Origin of the sequence: Niallia alba, from assembly GCF_012933555.1 — a bacterium.
In the GTDB taxonomy this organism is placed as follows: domain Bacteria; phylum Bacillota; class Bacilli; order Bacillales; family Cytobacillaceae; genus Niallia; species Niallia alba.
Genome location: NZ_JABBPK010000001.1, coordinates 2,667,426 through 2,687,420, shown reverse-complemented (window position 1 = coordinate 2,687,420; position 19,995 = coordinate 2,667,426). Strand labels below are relative to the sequence as shown.

17 protein-coding genes and 3 pseudogenes are annotated in these 19,995 nt (G+C 35.3%); 7 read left to right on the top strand and 13 right to left on the bottom strand.

All coding sequences use genetic code 11. The features are described 5' to 3' along the window. Positions 1-176: 176 nt before the first annotated feature. Positions 177-876, bottom strand: a pseudogene (locus HHU08_RS12850) (N-acetylmuramoyl-L-alanine amidase family protein). A 364-nt stretch (positions 877-1,240) separates the two neighbouring features. Between HHU08_RS12850 and HHU08_RS12845 the strand changes: the two are divergent. Beyond that, positions 1,241-1,693, top strand: coding sequence for a hypothetical protein (locus HHU08_RS12845; protein ID WP_169188621.1), 453 nt, complete (start codon positions 1,241-1,243; stop codon positions 1,691-1,693). A gap of 254 nt (positions 1,694-1,947) precedes the next feature. Here the strand turns inward: HHU08_RS12845 and HHU08_RS12840 are convergent. Continuing rightward, positions 1,948-2,522: pseudogene (locus HHU08_RS12840) on the bottom strand (recombinase family protein). A gap of 146 nt (positions 2,523-2,668) precedes the next feature. On the opposite strand from HHU08_RS12840, the pseudogene HHU08_RS12835 reads away from it, so the two are divergent. Then, a pseudogene (locus HHU08_RS12835) lies at positions 2,669-5,623 on the top strand (Tn3 family transposase). 84 nt (positions 5,624-5,707) lie between these two features. Here HHU08_RS12835 and HHU08_RS12830 read toward each other — a convergent pair. The 4 genes from HHU08_RS12830 to HHU08_RS12820 all read right to left on the bottom strand — a co-directional run bounded on the left by HHU08_RS12830 (position 5,708) and on the right by HHU08_RS12820 (position 8,311). Continuing rightward, positions 5,708-6,358, bottom strand: a complete 651-nt coding sequence (locus HHU08_RS12830; protein ID WP_254415254.1) for a DUF2812 domain-containing protein — start codon at positions 6,356-6,358, stop codon at positions 5,708-5,710. Beyond that, positions 6,309-6,419 (bottom strand): hypothetical protein, encoded by a 111-nt coding sequence (locus HHU08_RS25480; RefSeq protein WP_254416430.1) that lies wholly within the window; start codon positions 6,417-6,419, stop codon positions 6,309-6,311. Before HHU08_RS25480 ends, HHU08_RS12830 begins: the two co-directional genes overlap by 50 nt. Positions 6,420-6,529: 110 nt before the next feature. Next, positions 6,530-6,835 carry a PadR family transcriptional regulator gene (locus HHU08_RS12825; protein ID WP_016203694.1) on the bottom strand — a complete coding sequence of 102 codons (306 nt, stop codon included), beginning with the start codon at positions 6,833-6,835 and terminating at the stop codon, positions 6,530-6,532. A 171-nt stretch (positions 6,836-7,006) separates the two neighbouring features. Continuing rightward, a complete protein-coding gene (locus HHU08_RS12820; protein ID WP_169188620.1) occupies positions 7,007-8,311 on the bottom strand; it encodes a polysaccharide deacetylase family protein in 1,305 nt (434 codons plus the stop codon). A gap of 163 nt (positions 8,312-8,474) precedes the next feature. Between HHU08_RS12820 and HHU08_RS12815 the strand changes: the two genes are divergently transcribed. Further along, a complete protein-coding gene (locus HHU08_RS12815; RefSeq protein ID WP_169188619.1) occupies positions 8,475-9,341 on the top strand; it encodes a permease in 867 nt (288 codons plus the stop codon). Between the two features lie 15 nt (positions 9,342-9,356). Then, complete coding sequence (locus HHU08_RS12810; RefSeq protein ID WP_169188618.1) at positions 9,357-10,199, top strand: TIGR03943 family putative permease subunit; 843 nt, start codon at positions 9,357-9,359, stop codon at positions 10,197-10,199. A gap of 87 nt (positions 10,200-10,286) precedes the next feature. Here HHU08_RS12810 and HHU08_RS12805 read toward each other — a convergent pair whose 3' ends face one another. After that, entirely contained in the window at positions 10,287-10,808 is a 522-nt protein-coding gene (locus HHU08_RS12805; RefSeq protein ID WP_169188617.1) for a GNAT family N-acetyltransferase, read from the bottom strand. Between the two features lie 306 nt (positions 10,809-11,114). On the opposite strand from HHU08_RS12805, the gene HHU08_RS12800 reads away from it, so the two are divergent. The 3 genes from HHU08_RS12800 to HHU08_RS12790 all read left to right on the top strand — a co-directional run bounded on the left by HHU08_RS12800 (position 11,115) and on the right by HHU08_RS12790 (position 13,793). Continuing rightward, entirely contained in the window at positions 11,115-11,333 is a 219-nt protein-coding gene (locus HHU08_RS12800; protein WP_016203699.1) for a hypothetical protein, read from the top strand. Between the two features lie 134 nt (positions 11,334-11,467). Beyond that, positions 11,468-12,418: an L-lactate dehydrogenase gene (locus tag HHU08_RS12795; protein WP_016203700.1), complete on the top strand. Its 951-nt coding sequence runs from the start codon at positions 11,468-11,470 to the stop codon at positions 12,416-12,418. Positions 12,419-12,536: 118 nt separating this feature from the next. Continuing rightward, a complete protein-coding gene (locus HHU08_RS12790) occupies positions 12,537-13,793 on the top strand; it encodes a glycoside hydrolase domain-containing protein (protein WP_169188616.1) in 1,257 nt (418 codons plus the stop codon). Positions 13,794-13,931: 138 nt separating this feature from the next. On the opposite strand, the gene HHU08_RS12785 is transcribed toward HHU08_RS12790, so the two are convergent. From HHU08_RS12785 to HHU08_RS12760, 6 genes are all read right to left on the bottom strand, one after another. Continuing rightward, the gene (locus HHU08_RS12785; RefSeq protein ID WP_169188615.1) at positions 13,932-15,152 is read right to left on the bottom strand and encodes an MFS transporter; all 1,221 of its coding nucleotides are present in this window, start codon (positions 15,150-15,152) and stop codon (positions 13,932-13,934) included. 61 nt (positions 15,153-15,213) lie between these two features. Then, positions 15,214-15,513, bottom strand: coding sequence for a hypothetical protein (locus HHU08_RS12780; protein ID WP_016203704.1), 300 nt, complete (start codon positions 15,511-15,513; stop codon positions 15,214-15,216). A 152-nt stretch (positions 15,514-15,665) separates the two neighbouring features. Next, a complete protein-coding gene (locus HHU08_RS12775) occupies positions 15,666-16,208 on the bottom strand; it encodes an aminodeoxychorismate lyase (protein WP_016203705.1) in 543 nt (180 codons plus the stop codon). Beyond that, positions 16,205-16,579 (bottom strand): hypothetical protein, encoded by a 375-nt coding sequence (locus HHU08_RS12770; RefSeq protein ID WP_016203706.1) that lies wholly within the window; start codon positions 16,577-16,579, stop codon positions 16,205-16,207. Before HHU08_RS12770 ends, HHU08_RS12775 begins: the two co-directional genes overlap by 4 nt. 270 nt (positions 16,580-16,849) lie before the next feature. Beyond that, a complete protein-coding gene (locus tag HHU08_RS12765; protein ID WP_016203707.1) occupies positions 16,850-18,118 on the bottom strand; it encodes a sensor domain-containing protein in 1,269 nt (422 codons plus the stop codon). Positions 18,119-18,435: 317 nt separating this feature from the next. After that, a complete protein-coding gene (locus HHU08_RS12760) occupies positions 18,436-19,773 on the bottom strand; it encodes an ISLre2 family transposase (protein WP_169188335.1) in 1,338 nt (445 codons plus the stop codon). Between the last annotated feature and the right edge of the window lie 222 nt (positions 19,774-19,995).

Below are 19,995 nucleotides of genomic sequence, written 5' to 3'. Positions count from 1 at the left end.
TTCATCTGATATTAAGCTAGTCCTGGCTTATATCGGCCGGACTAACTTAGAGCAAGAAAAAAATGCTAAGCCCGTCACATCAAAGACTTAGCGTATATTTTGTTCATCCAGCCTAGTTATCCATTTTGATAAAACTTTAACGTGCTCGCAGTCAAGCAACCGTTTTCCCAACGAAACTACACATTTTCAATAATAATCCTTTGTGCTGTTCTCAGGTTGCGTTTTACAGTTCTCAACACATTTTCTTCTTCTGCGTAAGCACCTACTTGCACACCGTCAACAATTACACGTTTAATAGCCATATTTGCTTTTCAGATTAGTCGATTTTCTCTTCAAATTAAACGCGCGTGCTAACCCATTAACATGCCCTTGGGCAACCGCTTGCCGCCAATTCGGGTCTCTTAATTTTTGGGCATCGCTTGCATGATCAATAAATCCGTTCTCCGTTAATAAAGCGGGCATTCTGGTTTCTCGCAGTACATGGAAATCGGCCTTTTTTTTACCACGGTTATGCAAGTTATTTACTTTGACAATTTCTTCATGCATAATGTCCCGAATTAACGCTGTTCTCGATGAATCAGACAAACTGTTATGAATATAATCTTCATACCCATGAGCTGAACCGTTAAATGCATTAACGTGGATGGATAGAAAATAATCTGCACCCCAAGCATTCGCATCATCTGTACGTTCTTTCAAGCTGCGCGTAATATCTGCTGTTCTACTCATTTTAATTTGCAGGCCTTCATAATGGTTTTCCAAGAGATTTCGGATGCTATGGGAAATATTTAAGGTAATTTCTTTTTCCTGCATCCCATTGCCAATAGCTCCTGGGTCCACTCCCCCGTGACCAGGATCTAAATATAATTTAAACATTTTACACCACCTCGTACAAATACAATATGATCGAAGAGTAACGGAGGTATAGGCATTCGTCTGAGGTACATATAAAAATAGGTGATGATAGGCATTACATTTCATTGAATCAGATGATTTATTTTAAAGCTAAGAAATTTTCCAAATGCGAGACCATATGTATGAGCAGCAGGAATTAATGTTCCATATTTTTCGTGGGTCAGGCAAACTCTTGTTCATCTAGACAGTAGGCTGATTGATTATTGATGCTTCTTTCTTAACAAAACACCTAAGTGATTCTCTGTGCATATACTGTATCATTACTACAGGATTATGATTAAATACAACTCAATCCATACATAAAATAATCAAGGAGAGGTTAATTTTGAAAATTCCAAAGACAGCCAAATTTAGTATCCCCTTTCCATCCGTATGGGGGATTGATGCTTCTATTGCGGGGAGATCCATTATTAGAGGTATACTTACCATTGATTCCATTGTAGACAACAAAGTAGTAGGTACAGTTAATTTTCGTGGTATACCTATTCCGATTAATGGGTATTGGGACGAAAGTGCTAAACAAATAAGTTTCGATTCACCATATGCCTCCTTTTTTGGCAACTTGACAATATTTGATGAGACCGCTATAAGCATTCGGCATTTCATTTTAAGTGGACGGTTTATAATGAAACCTCCCTCATTGCTGGCTGGTGAATACGGAAATTGGATTGCTACAACCTTTACAACCCGTTTGGGACCTCCCATATATACTAATGTTTTACCACCTGCTGGTGCCTTTTCAGTCTCAAGTATGCTCTTGGGACAGCAATTTTTTTAATTAGACCATGACTTTATAAAAACAACCTTCGTTTGTGATTGACTAAGGTTGTTTTTTGTAAAGTGTTCTCGAAAAATACAGCCTTGCTTTAAATCTGAGTTTAGCGTATATCTCCGTTAAAATGTACTCGGAACCCTTTGATGATCGTGCCTAGTTAGATAAACAAATATTGATACTTCCTTATAGAAATAGCCTGCTTGGTTAGGTACGTTGTTTCACAATCCCCGGAAATTTTTAATATAAGTAATGAATGCTTATTTTTTTCCTTCCGATAGCTTTCTATATAAAGAAGCTCTAGATACATTTGTAATTTCACAAATTTGATTTACAGTCATTTTCCTTCTTTATATAGCTTTACTGCATAATTTATTCCTGCGTGATTTTTATGATATTTCTTTAACCGTCCTTTAAACTTCCCTTCTTTCTTTGCGAGCTCAATTCCTTCACGCTGACGCATACGAATAAGGTCTCGCTCTAATTGGTTAACACCAGCTATTTCCGTAATTAAGAATTGGCTATATGGATTATTTTCTGATAAATCTAGCCATGTATCCTTAAGTGATTTTAAGCTTGCCTTTTTATTTCGTATTAAATCAATCAATTCAAATAAATCTTGCGTACTTCGAGTGATCCGAGTTAAATCTGTAACATAAATAATGTCACCTTCCTGTAAATCCTCTAACATTTTTTGAAGTTGTTCACGATCTTTTGTGGCTCCTGAAATTTTTTCTTCATAAATAATATCCATTCCAATTTCGTTCAATTGCCGAAATTGCCTTGAAGGATTTTGGCTAGTCGAACTGACGCGTACATAACCGATTTTCTGCAAAATTTCACCTCGTTTTTGAGACAAGTCTTATGAGACACTCTTAACTATGATTTCATCAGTCTACTATACTTGTATCAAGAGAGTACACTCTATTGATACATAATTGAGATAATAAATTGAAAAATACAGAAATGGGATGATACTGAATGAAAATTGCGAGAGGTAGAGAATTGCTTACACCGGAACATAGACAGGGTTTTATGCAAATCCATGAAGATGAATAGATATTGGGGACCTAAATCACCTTTTCCAAACGTGATTTAGAAATAATTAATAAGCGAAGGAGAGAAGAAAACCGTTTAGGGTTTGCTGTTCAATTAGCTGTTCTTCGGTATCCCGGTTGGCCATACACCCATATCAAAAGTATCCCAGATACAGTCATACATTATATATCGAAACAAATCGGTACCACTCCATCTTCGCTAAGTCATTATCTTCAAAGAGAAAATGCACTTTGGGATCATTTGAAAGAAATACTAAGTGAATACAACTTTGTAACTTTTACCCTAAAATAATATCGAATAACATTTAAGCATCTTCATCAATTAGCTTTGGAAAACGGTGATGCCATTTATTACATGAATGCATATATTTTCTAAGAAAAAACAAAATCATACTGCCTGCTATCACTACACTTGAAAGAATGGTGTGGGAGGCGAGAGAAATGGCTGAAAAGAAGCTGTTTAATACAGTTAGTCAATCTCTAACAAGTGAGCAAAAAGAAAAGCTTGAAGAAATCATTACTTCGCAACATTCATCCGATTCCAATAAAACGATACTGGGTTGGTTAAAGGAACCACCGGGTCATCCTTCATCCGAAACATTTCTAAAAGTAATAGAACGACTCGAATACATACGAGGTATGGAATTAGAAACGGTACAAATTAATCATTTGCATCGCAATCGCTTGTTACAGCTATCTCGCTAAGGTTCAAGATATGAGCCTTATGCGTTCCGTGACTTTCAAGAAAATAAACGATACTCGATGTCTATTTATTACACCTTACTCAGGATTTAACGGATAAAGCCTTTGAAATTCATGACAGACAAATACTCAGTCTGTTATCAAAAGGAAGTAAGGCTCAAGAAGAAATTCAGAAACAAAACGGGAAAAAGCTGAATGAGAAGGTTATACACTATACGAACATCGGACAAGCTTTAATCAAAGCAAAACGGGAAAAACTAGACGTTTTTGAGGTTTTAGAATCGGTTATTGAATGGAATTCTTTTGTTTCTTCAGTGGAAGAAGCTCAGGAGCTTGCACGTCCTGCCGACTATGACTATTTAGACTTACTGCAAAAACGATTTTATTCTCTTAGAAAATATACGCCAACCCTATTAAGGGTATTGGAATTTCATTCCACAAAGGCGAATAAGCCACTTTTACAAGCTGTAGAGATTATACGAGGAATGAACGAATCTGGGAAGCGAAAAGTGCCTGATAACTCACCTGTGGATTTTATTTCAAAACGGTGGAAAAAGCATTTATACGAGGATGATGGTACAACAATCAATCGGCATTACTATGAAATGGCTGTTTTAACAGAACTTCGGGAGCATATTCAGGCAGGAGATGTTTCTATTATGGGCATTAGACAATATAGAGATTTTGAGGAATATTTGTTTTCCGAAGATACATGGAATCAAACGAAGGAGAATACAAGATTATCGGTTAGTTTATCATTCAAGGATTATATTACAGAGAGAACTAGCAGCCTTAATGGGAGGTTACAGTGGTTAGCTGCTAATTCCAACAAGTTAGATGGAGTTTCTCTTGAAAAAGGAAAGCTGTCACTTGCACGATTAGAAAAAGATGTTCCAGAAGAAGCAAAGAAATTTAGTGCAAGCCTGTATCAGATGCTACCAAGAATAAAATTAACCGATTTACTTATGGATGTTGCCCATATAACAGGATTTCATGAACAATTTACACATGCTTCTAACAAACGAAAACCAGATAAAGAAGAAACAATCATTATTATGGCTGCTCTTTTAGGAATGGGAATGAATATTGGCTTGAGCAAAATGGCTGAAGCAACACCCGGGCTTACATATAAGCAACTAGCCAATGTGTCTCAATGGCGCATGTATGAAGACGCAATGAATAAAGCCCAAGCTGTATTAGTAAATTTTCATCACAAGCTATAATTGTCTTCTTATTGGGGAGACGGCACAACATCTTCGTCAGATGGTATGAGAATGCAGCTAGGAATTTCATCACTACATACAGATGCAAATCCACATTATGGAACGGGGAAAGGAGCCACCATCTACCGTTTCACTAGTGATCAATTTTCTTCTTACTACACAAAGATCATTCATACTAATTCAAGGGATGCGATTCATGTTTTGGATGGTTTGTTGCACCATGAGACGGATCTAAATATAGTAGGCATTATACAGACACGGCTGGTTACACAGACCAAATATTCGGACTGACCCATTTATTAGGATTTAAATTTGCTCCAAGAATAAGAGATTTATCAGATTCAAAATTATTTACAATAGATAAAGCAAGCGAATCTCCAAAATTAGAAGCCATTTTACGTGGACAAATAAATACAAAGGTCATTAAAGAAAATTATGAAGATGTTTTGCGATTAGCTCATTCTATAAGGGAAGGAACAGTTTCAGCATCCCTTATTATGGGGAAACTAGGTTCCTATTCAAGAAAAAACAGCTTAGCTACCGCCTTGCGTGAGATGGGCCGAATAGAAAAAACGATCTTTATTTTGAATTATATATCGGATGAATCATTAAGAAGAAAAATACAACGAGGATTGAATAAAGGAGAAGCCATGAATGGATTGGCAAGGGCTATTTTCTTTGGAAAACAAGGTGAGCTTAGGGAACGAACCATATAGCATCAATTGCAAAGAGCCAGTGCCTTAAACATCATTATCAATGCCATCAGTATCTAGAATACTTTACATCTAACAAAGGCAGTTGAATATCAAAAACGGTCAGGTAGTTTTAATGAAGAATTATTGCACCATATGTCACCTCTAGGTTGGGAACATATTAATTTACTTGGAGAATACCATTTTAATTCGGAGAAAATGGTCTCGTTAGATTCTTTAAGACCCTTGAAACTTTCTTAACGTTGTTAAAACTGGGGGAATAGTCGGGGAAATGGGGTTAGCGTTGTAAATCCGCATTTTCCTGACTGTACCCCATTTATAAGACTAGCGATTGCTCCAATCAACCTTGTTATTCATATAGGACGAATCACCACGCATTAAAGCTATATTGTCTTCTACGTCGGCTAATCTGACAAACGGTAAATGATCGCTCTCTAAAGGTAATGTTTTTGTTTCCTCTTTTACAAGCTGTAGAAATGGAATGAGTGCACTAAATACTGCAGCAACTGAAAATAGTAAGCCAATGATAGAATTAAAGCGATAGTGCTTTTTCCAAGGTGCATCGTGGTCAATGGGGTTTCCACTTAATAAGTTTTTTCGTAAAGCACGGATAGAAATGGCTGCTTGTAAGGAGGTCAATACAGTATATCCAATGATTATGGTTAAAAGGGTTTGTTGTAAAGCGAAGCCTTCCATTAAAACTAAAGTAGGTGTTTTATCAAGAAACCATATAGCAGCTAGCATACAGGTCATAAAAACTATAGCAATTGTACCTATCCAAGCGTTTGACCCTAACTTTTTATCAAATTTTTTTAAAGTATAGGCCTGTTCTGCTGGATCTGTATGAAGTTCTGGTGCATTACGTTCATTTGGTGATGAAAAAACGTGAAAATATTGATAGCTTGTTACATAATCCCATCCACTATCAGCATAATTGCAGTTGTTCTGGAGAAAGACTCCTTTTTGTTGAAACATCTATTCTATATTTTGTTTTTTTCGTTTCCCCTTTTTCGAACTTGGCAAAATATAAACCCATCTTTTTCAAATGATAGCCCTTATTTGCCATATCTGTAAACCAACATTCATGTTCTCCGATTCGCCAACAATTACTGGGTCTGAGTTTTCGAACTGTTTTTTTCAAAGTATTCACCTCTCTAAAATTTTTCCATCTAGAATTAATGCTTTTAAACGATTAAATTCTTGCCGAAGAGCATGCTCCCCATCTTCTGTAATTTGATATGTCTTTCTTCTGCCATCATCTTCTGCTAATGAGATTAATCCATCTTTTTGCATGCGGGAGAGTACTCCGTATAAAGTTCCTGGCCCCATTTTCAATCGCCCATTTGATACTTCTGTTATTGCTTGCATAAGCTGATACCCATGATTAGGATGCATTAAGGCAAGAAGAACATAATACATTGCTTCTGTCATCGGTCCTCCGTTATATGCCATTGATTCTATTCCTTCTTTCCATTTAATAAGTATTATGTATTACGATATATCGCTTAACATAATAATACTCTTTCCAATATTTGTTGTAAATATAAAAAGATAACCTCCATTTTTTACGTTGGGAGGTTATCCAATATTTGGCTTCATATAAAATGAATATCTTTGTGATTATTATTGATAAGCTTTTATTCCAAGAAGTTCATCCAACCCTACAATTTTGAATCCACGCTCTTGAACCGCTTTAATTATTTTTGGCAACGCTTTGGCTGTTTCTGTTTTTTCTGAATCAGAATGCATCAAAATAATATCGCCATTACGCAAAATATCTGTTACATTTTTAATTATATTTTCTGCTTCCATTTGAGACCAATCAAGTGTATCGATCGACCAAATAATAATGGAATATCCCTTGGTTGTCGCATTGTCTATTAACATTTCATTTGTTTCTCCATAAGGTGGCCGTATCATCGCTGGTTCTTTTCCGATAATGGAATAAATGGCATTACCTGCTTGCGTAATTTCATTTATTTGTTTTTCCTTGGTTAAAGTAGTCAAATCGACATGATGATAACTATGACTTAATATTACATTTCCGTTATCATAAGCATTTTTAACTACTTGCGGATACTTTTCTGCTTCACTGCCAATAAAGAAAAAATTCCCTGTCACTTTATAGTTATGCAAGATATTAATAACTTGAGGTGTAACATTATTGTCGGGTCCATCATCAAATGTTAGCGAAATTTTCTTTTCATTTGGTCCGTTTACATATAAATTGGGTTGATTTTCTTTCCATTTCACGATGTCATTCCTCCAATTTTGCATCGTATTCCAAGCATTCGTCGTTAACTGATTGGAGTTACCTTTAATATCTAAAATATAGTTATCCTCATTTGGCAGAACAATAGTTTGATTATAAACAGATAAATGGTCAACCTTTTCTGTTTCATTAGAAAGGATGAACTTAAGCTGGACCTCTTCTGAAAAGGAGTAAACTAAAATTTGTTCTCCCTTTCCCGCTCTAATCTCTGCAGGTTCTCCTAATACTTTTTTTAAATCAGATAAACTAATGGTTTTCAACTGTTTATTATAGGAGCGAATATCATAAATCTTTCCCTCTGCAGTAAAGCCAAACACGGTATTCTTATCGTCATAGGTTGCGTAATAACCGTTCCCAACATGATCCGTTTTGGCTGGCCCTGGCCCTCCCCAATGGCTTTTTACCTCTTGCATGGTACTTGAAAATACATTAAAGGAGCTTGAATCTGCTTCTCCCTTTTTTGCGTGATTAACAATAATGGACAAATATTCGGCAGTAAGATCACTATTTTTTTGTTCTTGTTTCGTCGCACTTTGTTGAAGAGTCTCTGATTCCTTCGTTTTCTGTGCGCTACATCCCACAATGAAAATGAACTGAAAAATAACTACTACACTAAGCAAATGTTTTACCTTCAGTTCCCCTCCACTTCCCTTCAAATTATTGGTTACCTCCTCTTAATGTAAAGGGTATGGCAACTATTTGCAATGAATAAAAGAACCACATCTACAACCCTATTTTTGGTTCTCATCTGATTTTAATAATTGTTCCTTATAATGAGAAACTCATGTACTCATACCAAAAAGTAGGTGTTCCTAGAAAATGAATGTTGAAACATTATTACAATTAAATACGATTTTTATAAGTATTATTATTGAGGCATTGCCCTTTATCCTAATAGGAGTTCTTATTTCTGGAATCATTCAAATCTTTGTTTCAGAAGAACTTATTGCAAAAATCATCCCGAAGAATCCAATTCTTGCGATTCTAAGTGCTTCTTTAGTAGGGAGTATTATCCCAGCATGTGAATGTGGAATTATTCCCATTACGCGGCGTTTAATTTTAAAAGGTGTTCCTGTACCTGCGAGTATCGCCTTTATGTTAACTGGTCCGATTATTAACCCAGTGGTGATTTTCTCTACGTATGTGGCGTTCGGAAATAGCTGGAGAATGGTTATTCTTCGCTCTGTGCTTGCGCTTATTTGTTCTATTCTTGTTGGTCTTATTCTTCATAAGACGGTAAAACAATCTCCATTGAAAAATAACAAAATAGAACATATACATTTTCATTCCTTCAAGGAGCGGATCGACGCAATGTTCAAGCATTCAATCGATGAATTTTTCTCTGTAGGAAAATACTTAGTTATTGGCTCGTTTATTGCTGCAGCTGTGCAAACATTCGTGAAAACCTCCACCCTTGTTTCGATAGGAACGGGTCAGGCTTCCTCGCATCTAGTTATGATGGGACTTGGCTTTATATTAAGTCTTTGTTCCCAAGCAGATGCATTTGTGGCAGCGAGTTTTAGAAACAGCTTTTCGGAAGGCTCCATCCTTGCTTTCCTTATATTTGGTCCAATGTTAGATATTAAAAATACATTAATGTTGTTAAGCACATTTAAAGCAAAGTTTGTCATGTTATTAACTGGTGTAATTACAGCAATTGTATTTCTTGTAACAATTTTCCTATAAAGAGGTGAAAAAATCATGCTTCGGGTATTTGTGTTAATTGGCTTCACTTATTTATTTTTACATTTACATGCAACCGGCGATATTTCGAAATATATTAATATGAAATATTCGTATATTTCCGAGTCTGCTATTTATATATTTGTTCTCTTTACAATTATATCTGTCTATAACTATGTGAAAAAAGATAAACATAGCCATGATGGGACATGTGATCAATGTGGTCATGATCATTCCCATGAAGAAAATAGCTGGTGGAAGCGTGGATTAACGATTATAACTTTGCTGATTCCTGTTATAACTGGTTTAATACTGCCAGTAGCAACCCTTGATTCTAATATCGTCGAAAAAAAGGGATTATATTTCCCTGCATATGATGAAGACGATGAATATAGCCAGTATCAATTCCTACAGCCAAATACAAGCAGCTATTATGGCAAAGAAGGATATGCAGAAGTAATGGATAAAGGTTTGGATAAAATAAAGAATCTCAAAGAAATTACTTTAGGTGAAGATAATTTTTTAAATGATTTAGAAACCATTTATAATTATCCAGGTGAATTTATGGGTAGACAAGTTACTATCACAGGTTTTTCTTATCATGAAGAAGATTTAACGAATAATCAGTTGTTCTTGTTACGCTTTGGCATTATTCACTGTATTGCAGATGCTGGGGTGTTTGGAATGCTGCTTGATATTCCAGAAGAGATGAAGGCAGATAATGATCAGTGGTTACAAGTAACGGGAAAATTGGAAACAATCTATTATCAACCATTTAAGAAAACTATACCTATTCTTAAAGTGACAGATTGGAAATCAATAAATCAGCCAAATGATCCATATGTATATAGACAATATTAAATAAAAAGGGAATGTTCGTTTGTTCGCAACATTCCCTTTTTATTTATATATTGTTCGCTAAATCTCTTGTATTCAGTCATGAAAGGTTCAAGTATATTTCTCCATTCGGATATCATCCCACATTTTATCTTGGTAAAAGGTAAATTGTTTGTTTTTGCCGATTTCTTGATAGCCCAGCTTTTGATACAACTTATGGGCATTTTTATTAAATTCAAATACACCGAGCTCAATTCTTTTGAGACCTTGTTTTTTTATCTCTTCTTCCAAGTATTTCAGTGAAATAGAGCCGACACCTCTCCCTCTCGCTATTTCTTCACCAATGGTGATGGCAATCCATGCTGTTCCTCGTTCCTTTTTATATAAATGCATCGGATCCACTGTGTAATTCATTTCTCCAATCAGTATGTCTCCAAGATAAATTTCATACATTTGATATTTCGTTAGGCGTTTTTTTATTTCTTCTTTTGTAATCAGTACATAGCTTTCTATATCATCTTGATTTCTGCAAGGATGAATTAATGGGACTAATTTTGGGTCATTCTCCCATTTATTTAAACTGGCTATTAGTTTATCTGTTGGCACACCTATTTTTTTAAAGGAAATTTTCATCTATGGTTCCCTCACCTTTGTATAGTCTTCTCTTATTATAAGCGAAGACACAGGAACTTTGTTCGTATTTTTTGCAGGAAAGAAAGGATAAGTTTTTTGAAGTCGATATGGTAACTATCTTCGAACAGCAAAGAGCTGATGGGCTTCATAATCGTTCATCTTGCTTCAACCCTACGATCCATGATTCCCTCCACTTTTCTTTTGAATTGTCCTAAATGTTGCACTATGTTTTTTGTTCTATTTTATTTTGTTTACCCATATTTATTGTATGATGAAAAAACTTTGTTAAAGGAGTGACGTCGATAGATGGTTACCATTCACTTTTTTGAGAATAGTACGAATGTATTGACCCAATTACGGCAGGAAATACCAAATATTGATCAACAAGTGAAGATTAAAGGCCGTAAAGGTAAGGTACTGTCCATTAATCAAGTAAAAGACCATGTATATCAGGTCAATATAGAATTTGAAAAAATCGTAAAAAAGGCAGCTGTTGCAGCAGATAATAAAAAAAGAAGACGCTAGAATTTGGAGAAGCCATTTTTTTAGGCTTCTCTTTGTTTATTCTAAGTGAGTATTTCTTGTTTCTATTTAAGATACATAATTCCTAAAGAACAACAAACCATAAAAGTAAACTATGTTCTAAAGGAGAGGATCTTATGCTAAGTAATAAAGTCAGTCGTGTTGCATTAATTGGTACAGGTTTTGTTGGTTCTAGCTATGCTTTTGCATTAATGAATCAAGGGATTGTCGATGAGTTATTATTAATCGATCTTAATAAAGATAAAGCTTATGGTGATGTAATGGATTTGAATCATGGGAAGGTATTTGCTCCTAATCCAATAAACATTAAATATGGTGAGTATAAAGATTGTACAGACATGGATCTAGTTGTCATCTGTGCTGGAGCAAATCAAAAGCCTGGAGAAACTCGACTTGATTTAGTTGAAAAGAATTTAAAAATCTTTAAATCGATTGTTGATCAAGTAATGGAAAGTGGCTTCCATGGAATATTCTTAGTTGCAACAAACCCAGTAGATATTTTGACTTATGCTACTTGGAGATACAGTGGCTTGCCGAAAAACCAAGTTATTGGCTCTGGAACGATATTAGATACTGCTCGATTCCGCTTTTTGCTTGGAGATTACTTTAAAGTTGCTCCAACCAATGTTCATGCCTATATTATAGGGGAACATGGTGACAGCGAGCTTCCAGCTTATAGTTCTGCCGATGTTGCTGGTATTCCTGTATATAAGTTAATGCAAAGAGCTGCTCATTATAAAATGGAAGATTTAGACGAAATTTTTGTTAATGTACGTGATGCAGCTTATAAAATCATTGAAGGAAAAGGTGCTACTTATTATGGGATTGCAATGGGGCTTGTGAGAATAACAAAAGCAATCTTAAGTAATGAGAATAGTGTCTTAACTGTTTCCACCTATTTAGATGGCCAATACGGGGAAAAAGATGTCTATATTGGTGTTCCTGCGGTTATAAATCGCGAGGGTATACGTGAGATCGTTGAATTGGAATTAGCGGAAGATGAACAACAAAAATTTCATAAAAGTGCAAGTGTTTTAAAAGATATTCTTAAACCCCATTTTAGCTAAGCACTGAATTCAGATCAAAATGCTTCTGAAGGTATTACTTCCCATACAAAAAGCCCACACCCAATAAACCTAATTTACATACTTTATATGGTAAGTAAATTAGGAAAGGTGTGACAGAATGAATTGGAAGAAATACCTTCTTATAGCAGCTGCTACTTTCTTGATTCTTTTTTCTGGAATTGTTACTGTTTTGCTTTTTCAAAGTAAGGTCGAAGCAGACAAAGAACAAAGCAATGCAGTTAATTCACAAGGTACTGCTACAACGGAAAGCAACCAAGGCAATGTTAATATTTCAGTAACGAACAATATACAAAATATAGTAAGTGGTGAATCAAAAGCAACGATTGAAAATAAGGTGAAAAATGATATTCAGGACAAAGATGCTTCCATTAATAATAAAATTGAAAATCAGTCAGAAAACGAAGCATCGGTAACAATCAATAATGCTATCGAGAATATTTTAAAAGGTCAGGTTAATGGAACAACAAATAATAATATTACTAATAATATCCTTTCTAAAGGAAAAACAGAATTAGCGAATAATCTTTTAAATAATTTAGATTTAAATGTAGATGTTAATGTCTCCAATGAAGTCAATACAAATGGAAAACAAGAAGCTTCCAACAATGATAAGGAAGATACAAGTAATAATGATGATGGCAATAAAAATGAAGAGAATAACGGTAGTGATTCAAACGGAAATAAGGAAGAAGATAAGGAAACTTCCTATTTATGGGGCATTGATTCTGCAAGTGAAACAACAGAAGATTTTTATGCTTGTGTAAGAGATAATTTCGGTGATCCGAAAGTCGTTGCGCGCTATTTAGGAACAAATGAAGGGGTATCACATGGATTAACATCGGAACAAGTTGATTTAATTCATTCTAATGAAGCGGATATCTTGCTTATTTATAATGGTTTTACCGATGCAACAGGCTTTGATAATGGGGTAAATGAAGCGAAAAAAGCGGTCGAATTAGCACAAGAACTTGGTGCTCCAGATGGAGTCGCTATTTTTGCGGATATTGAGCCAAATTATCCTGTTGATGCTGCCTTTATTGAAGGTTGGTATGACAAGGTAAGCAAGTCAGCCTATGAACCTGCTATTTATGGTATTTTTGATTCAGGAGAGGCGCTTACAAATGCTTTTAATAAGGCCGCTGAAAATAAAGGAGAAATAAAAGAGAACACGTATTTATGGTCTGCTTCACCAAACATTGGGATTACAACAGAAGAAGAAGCACCAGAGTATAATGTAGACGCACCAGAGGGTTCCCTTGCTTACGGCTGGCAATACGGTATTAATGATGAAACATGCAATATAGATACTAATTTGTTTAACAGTAACCTAACAGATGTATTATGGAAACATTAAATAAAGTAACATCTTACTAACGAGTCTTCGGAAAGTAAGATGTTTTTTATAAAGAGAAGCAACAGGTATTTACTTACTTGATGCTTCTCTTTATTAGTTGATCAACACAAGATCACAACAAACTTTACGAAAAGCAGCCTAGATTTTATCTCTCTTTTTTAATTGTTTGGAAGAAGTTCTTGGACGGATAAATAAAGAACTAGTAAATGAACTTAAAAGGATTGCACTTAGCACGATCATTCCAACACTTATTGTAACCTTTTCTATTAAGTAAATGGAAAATACGGGGGCAATGGAAGCCCCTATAAATAAAATAACGGTATAGCAGGTAATAGCTAAGTTCTTGTGTTTACCTCCCCATTCTTGGATAAGCGCTATATTCGCAGGAATGGACACAGAGATTCCTCCGATAAATAAAATAATCGCGATGCCGATTAACCACTTAGAACCTAAAAAGGCTAAGATGCAAATAGAGAAAATGGCAATTAATAGGCCTGATCGCAAAACGAGTTGCTTACCATAAAGTTTGATCAAAAAATTAGATGCGAGTGTAAAAAAGACGCCGATCATTCCAACTAATTTTAGATTGAAAATTGTTGTTGGCGTAAATGCCTGTTCTTTAAGAAAGGGATCGATGAATGTAGAGAAGGAAACATAGGAAAACAGTAATGTTGCTGTTATCCAATAGCAGAGGTAAATGTGCTTTTTCGCGAGTAGTTCTTTCATTTGTAAAATAATATTTTGGTTTTCCACTTGTATTTGATGATTGCTGGTCTTTGGCAAATGATAAAAAATAAAAATCAGCATGAGGAAATAGAGAATTCCAAAAACAATAAATACTGCTTGCCAATTCCATAAGTTAAGAACGGAACTACTAATAAATGGCCCAATGATTCCAGCAAGCAAGAATCCGGTATTGATCCATGCTATAGCAAGCACCTTTTTTTCAACTGGAAACCACTCCAAAGCAAATCCGAGTGCGTTAGGAGCAAAAGAAGCAGCGATAAAGCCTTGTATTCCTCTAAAAATAAGAAAAAGTACATAATTAGGAGATAGAGAAATGAATGGTGTAATGAAAGTCATTCCGATAAAGCATACTAAAAAAAGATGATATCGCTGCACTTTGACTGACAGCAATCCAAAGAAAATTAATCCTACCGCATAGCAAAAAGAAAATATACTGCTGCTCCAACCACTGTGAAGAGGTTGGATTTTGTATGTAGCCATTAAAGCGTTTAATAAAGGGATTGTTACATACAAACTGGAAACAACAAGTAACCCGCCAAAGAAAAGCGTTCTTAATGTTACTCTTTGCTCCCGCTTTTCTTTAGATTCTTCCGTAAAATAGAATGAGTTCATTTCCTGCCTCCTTTATTTGGAGATACACTATCTTAAGTATATTAGGGTTCACAGAAAGTTATTATCGATTGCGTCTCCATCCACCATTAATTTCAAGTCGAAATCGCATAAAGTCATTAATTAATCTGGCGGTCTTTCCTTCTTGATTACGTTCCCTTATCTTTGATTGAACACAGCGTAGTAATCTTTCATCACAATAGCGACAAGATCCGTACGCTTCTACACATTGATCATGTCTGTGGCAGCAGGAATCAACATAGTTTATTGGAGCACCAGGTCCACTGCATCCTGGTCCACAATAGCGATAACCACCAGGCAGGCAAATTTTAATTGTATTTTTTTTGCTTCTTTTCTTTTGCATTATTCATTCCCCTTTCCATATAGATTATGAAGCTTGTATGAAATGGTATGGGGAAACAATCTATATAGGAAGTAGAAAACAGAAGATTGTGTTTTAACCAAAAATAAAAAAGCTTGTCCAATAGAGTAAACCCCTTTTGGACAAGCTTTTTATCAGCTTTGCTTTTTGAAGATAGTGGAAATAATATCATCGGTCGACATATCGCTTTTGATTTTAAACGATCCAAGTTTTAAATAATTCGCTACCCCTTTTTTCTCTACTTTTTGTGAGAATTGTAGTGGCGTTTCTTTAATAAACTTCTCTTCATTTAAAATACTTCCAACATCATAGCTAGTCATACCGCTTGTAACTCGAATAGTAATTGTTTTTACTTCCTCTTTTTTCTCTTCTTCTTTATTATCATCTTTCTTTTCATCAGAAGAATTAGATTCAGATGCTTGTTTTTTTAGCTCTTCTTCTTTTTGTTTGGCTTCCTCAGATGTTTGAACAACATAGCCGCTGCTCGTTAAAATTTCTTTCATTTCTTCCACAGTTGGTGTGTTGGCTACATCGCCATCCACTTTTTCTACCTTTTCGACATTGTTATTTTCTTCTGCATTAACAGAATCATCTTTAGTAGAAAAATAGACAATTCCACTAACAGAAGTTGCTAAAAGTAATCCAGCTGCGAAACTTGTAATTATTGTTGGTTTCATTGTAAAACACTTCTCCTTTCCTCTTTTGCAAGTAAGTAAGGAGCTAACATCTCTTCTACTTCAGCTTGAGTAAGCTTCTTTTGAGCGGCAATAGTTTCAACTGAATACTTTCGTCTATGCAAGTCAAGTACTTCTCTTAAAACAGTGCGGTCTTTGGAAGCTAGCTGAACGCCTGCTTCTTTTTCCATAATTTCTATGTCTAACTCAAGATTGCGTATTTGTTTTTGCAACTGTGCTATTTCTTCCATCACAGAAAGGTGAATTACATCTATTTCACGTTGTTCTGATTTTGACGTTTGTTTTGCTTTTATAACGGAAGTAATGAGCAAAATGGCTGCTGCAATAAACAAAATGGCTAATGTCCATTCCATTTTAAAGATCCTCCCTCTTTCAGAATCCACTTTCCTAAGTATCTATTATACATTCTTTTTTAATTTTTTTCGATCATATTCTACAAAATCCTTCAATAGTTAGACAAGTTGGGATAATTATGCAACTTTTATTATATGAATATAGTTGAAAACATGCTTTAAAACAATAGATTTATGCTATTTGAAAGTGCTCGTTTCAAAATTGATTTACCACTTTAGGTATATAGTCTTATAAAAAAAGATTCATAGGCAAATGCCTATGAATCTTTTTTAATTTGTATGTGTAATTTGAAAACCGTTTTTTCCCGTTTTCTTCATATGATACATAATCTTATCAGCATTTTGCATTAATGTTTCTACATCTTTTCCATGATTTGGATAGATGCTAATTCCGATACTGCATGTAATCGAATAAAGTTTATTATCCATTCTAAGCGGGTGACTGAAAATAGCCACTAGCCTTTGAGCGTAATTTTCTAACTCTTGTTCTGTGTTCATGCCTTCTATTAGAAGAATAAATTCGTCTCCTCCTAAACGACAAAGGAAATCTTGTTCTCTTACTGAACCTTTCATTCTTGAAGCGATTAGCTTTAGAGCTCGATCCCCATATTTGTGTCCAAGTGTATCATTAATTTGTTTGAAATCATCAATATCGATGAATAGCAAGGCAAATGTATGTATCTCGTCTCTGTCCTCCAATAAATTAGAAAGGGTTTTATATAAATAACGTCGATTAGGTAGCTCTGTCAAGGAATCATATAATGCTTGCCGCTTTATAATTGTTTCATAAGCCTTTCTTTCTGAAATATCTCTTGCGATAGTTGAGAGGAAATGAACATTTTGATGGCTTGCTTTATGACTTACGATTGTTTGGGATACAGGTATTTGTTTTCCAAATGAGTTAAAAAGGGTATTTTCTCCCTTCCATATACTTTTCTCTTTAGAAAGTTCATTTTCATTATGTTCTACAAACTTATTCGTCCATAGTTGTGCATTAACAGATTGAAGATTTTCAACTCCCTCTGGAATACCTAGAAAGTTTCTAGCTGAGGGATTTAAATAGGTCGTATTTCCATTGCTATCAGCTGTTGCAATAAAATCAGGAGAAGCTTCAATGATATCTAGCAATTGTTGTTGACGCACTTGATTCTTCTTCCATAAGGTAATGTCACGGTTTATACCTCTATATCCGATTGTTTTGTTCTTCTCATTTAGTACGGGCTTTGCATTGGCCTCAATAAATACGTCATAACCATCCCGATGAATCATCGTAAAATCAAGATTATGTAAGCTGCTATTCTTCTCCTTAGCAGTTGAAATAATTGCTTTTAAAGTTTCGACTTCATCGGTTTTAATAAATAAAAACACTGATTTTCCAAGTAGTTCATTAGCTGAATACCCTAATGTTTCTTCTACTATCGAATTGGAATACGTAAATTCCCAATGTTCATTTATTTGCCAAATCCAGTCACTAACCTGCTCTACTAGCATCTGAAAAAAATCAAGAGATGGCATATCATTATCTTTCCTACCATTCATAGTTAAGTCTCCTACTAAAGAATAATTATATAGGCAAATGGGTATTTTCTGTATTTTCTATTATTTAACTATTATATCATTATTAGTCTATTATTAAAAGATTGCTTTGAAATCAAGAGAAATGTGTGCTATTTAATTTTGCTTTCATATGACATTATAACCGATATTTAAAAAAGTTTGCTAAATATGTGGTACATGCGATTGAGTCAAGTTTTTGTGGGAGTTTTTTTAGCTCCCTTTTTTATAAAGTAAAACCTCTAAGTTTGTATCCGCTTTCCAATTGGTTTTGTTCTTCCAACTGTTGATTCTCTCATTTTTTAAAAACCTTTTAATCCCTGTAAGGCAAAGTGAACGGGTTTTCCAATCGCTTGATTTAAGTATGGCATGTTCTGACGCACGGTTTCTGTTACTAATTTTGTGGGTATTTTTCTTTTCGCTCGATGCTCTTTCTTTGATTTTTCCGTGGCTTTTTCCCATTTCCCATATATCGTTTGGATGGATAGGTCATCCTTCAATCCAATCCACAAGCGCGCCATGCTCATGACTCCTTTTTTGCTCCATGCTCTTCCATTCTTTAATCGTTTGGCTAATTGATTCATCATCGCCTCTGCACTTCCCATTGGACGATACGCTGTCGTGTCCACACCTTTTTCCTGTAACCAACTACGGTAATCTTTTATGGTTTCCTGATGATGCGTTAAAAAGGCAAGGAAATGCTCTAGTTTTTCTTCTTTTTCTGGTGTATCCATTGTTCCTACTGCGCTATTCAACTCTAGAAGTAATGTTTCTACCTGGTAGTTTCTTAACGCTCTTTTCATGTAGCGGTATCGAGGATGGCTCTTCATTAGTTGCTTCATCGAACGAGCGACATGAAAACGATCCATGGTGAAAAAGGCGCGTTCCCGAAAATACTCCCGACATGCCGTTATCCAGCCTGCTCCATCACCATTAATAATAAGCAAGGTTTGGGTAGGATCATACGCATAATGATTCTGTAAGAACGTTTCAAAGGCTTCCCAAAAGGGTTCTTTTCCTTCATAAAGAAAATGCCTTTTATTTCGGAGCCTGATTCGCTTTCCGTTTTCTTTCCATCCCTCGTGTACAGCGGCGAATTTCAACTCCCATCCACGCTTTTTCTTTTCTTGACTCTTCACATATAATCCATCTACTTCGACAAACAATACCTTTTGAAAAGGGCGTTTTTCCTTAGCGGGAAGTACGCTTGTTTGAAGAAGATGTTGCCGTAATGCTTCGTGGCTCATCGCCGAATAGCCTAAAAATTGTTCGAACGTTTCCACCGCCTTTCGATAGGAGGAGCCATTCGTCGCTAGTTCTAACCCCCATTCTTCTAGTAGCGGACTAAATCCCTTATTCCCCTGAAACTGTAAATAGTGATCTAATAGACAAATATATTTTTTAGTCACACGATCAAAATAATAATTACGCTTCAGCTCCACAGCTCCAAACGCTGTATCTAATCGTATTTCTCGTTTATCACGTAAAGCAAATCTTCTTTTGTCTCGTTGCTTGGCAATCTCTTGATCCCAATTTTCTAACGTTTGAATAAGGATTTCTTGAAACGTCATTTGTAGTGTTCGAAATAAAGTTTTTTCCAATTCTTTTAATGATGGCATTTTTATGTTACATTGATTCATGAGAGCCTCTCCTTTTCGTAGTTTTCTAGTCAAACTCTACTTTACAAAAGGAAGCTCTCTTTTTTAATACTTAATTTTTTCCAGCTACCGCGCTTTCGCTTGGTGGCCTTTTTGTCTAGTTGGGGGACTCGTCCCCCAACTAGACAAAAAGGATATTTATTCTCCCACAAACATTTTACTCATACGGTACATGCTTCCCCTTCTGAATACCTTTAATATAGA

What these genes read in the sequence shown, in the direction of transcription:
- HHU08_RS12825 (WP_016203694.1), bottom strand. Translation starts at nt 6,835, where the DNA reads ATGGCATATAACGGAGGACCGATGACAGAAGCAATGTATTATGTTCTT.
- HHU08_RS12830 (WP_254415254.1), bottom strand. Translation starts at nt 6,358, where the DNA reads ATGTTTCAACAAAAAGGAGTCTTTCTCCAGAACAACTGCAATTATGCT.
- HHU08_RS12810 (WP_169188618.1), top strand. Translation starts at nt 9,357, where the DNA reads ATGCTTCGGGTATTTGTGTTAATTGGCTTCACTTATTTATTTTTACAT.
- HHU08_RS12795 (WP_016203700.1), top strand. Translation starts at nt 11,468, where the DNA reads ATGCTAAGTAATAAAGTCAGTCGTGTTGCATTAATTGGTACAGGTTTT.
- HHU08_RS12760 (WP_169188335.1), bottom strand. Translation starts at nt 19,773, where the DNA reads ATGAATCAATGTAACATAAAAATGCCATCATTAAAAGAATTGGAAAAA.
- HHU08_RS12790 (WP_169188616.1), top strand. Translation starts at nt 12,537, where the DNA reads ATGAATTGGAAGAAATACCTTCTTATAGCAGCTGCTACTTTCTTGATT.
- HHU08_RS12765 (WP_016203707.1), bottom strand. Translation starts at nt 18,118, where the DNA reads ATGAATGGTAGGAAAGATAATGATATGCCATCTCTTGATTTTTTTCAG.
- HHU08_RS12780 (WP_016203704.1), bottom strand. Translation starts at nt 15,513, where the DNA reads ATGCAAAAGAAAAGAAGCAAAAAAAATACAATTAAAATTTGCCTGCCT.
- HHU08_RS25480 (WP_254416430.1), bottom strand. Translation starts at nt 6,419, where the DNA reads ATGGGTTTATATTTTGCCAAGTTCGAAAAAGGGGAAACGAAAAAAACA.
- HHU08_RS12805 (WP_169188617.1), bottom strand. Translation starts at nt 10,808, where the DNA reads ATGAAAATTTCCTTTAAAAAAATAGGTGTGCCAACAGATAAACTAATA.
- HHU08_RS12785 (WP_169188615.1), bottom strand. Translation starts at nt 15,152, where the DNA reads ATGAACTCATTCTATTTTACGGAAGAATCTAAAGAAAAGCGGGAGCAA.
- HHU08_RS12815 (WP_169188619.1), top strand. Translation starts at nt 8,475, where the DNA reads ATGAATGTTGAAACATTATTACAATTAAATACGATTTTTATAAGTATT.
- HHU08_RS12770 (WP_016203706.1), bottom strand. Translation starts at nt 16,579, where the DNA reads ATGGAATGGACATTAGCCATTTTGTTTATTGCAGCAGCCATTTTGCTC.
- HHU08_RS12775 (WP_016203705.1), bottom strand. Translation starts at nt 16,208, where the DNA reads ATGAAACCAACAATAATTACAAGTTTCGCAGCTGGATTACTTTTAGCA.
- HHU08_RS12800 (WP_016203699.1), top strand. Translation starts at nt 11,115, where the DNA reads ATGGTTACCATTCACTTTTTTGAGAATAGTACGAATGTATTGACCCAA.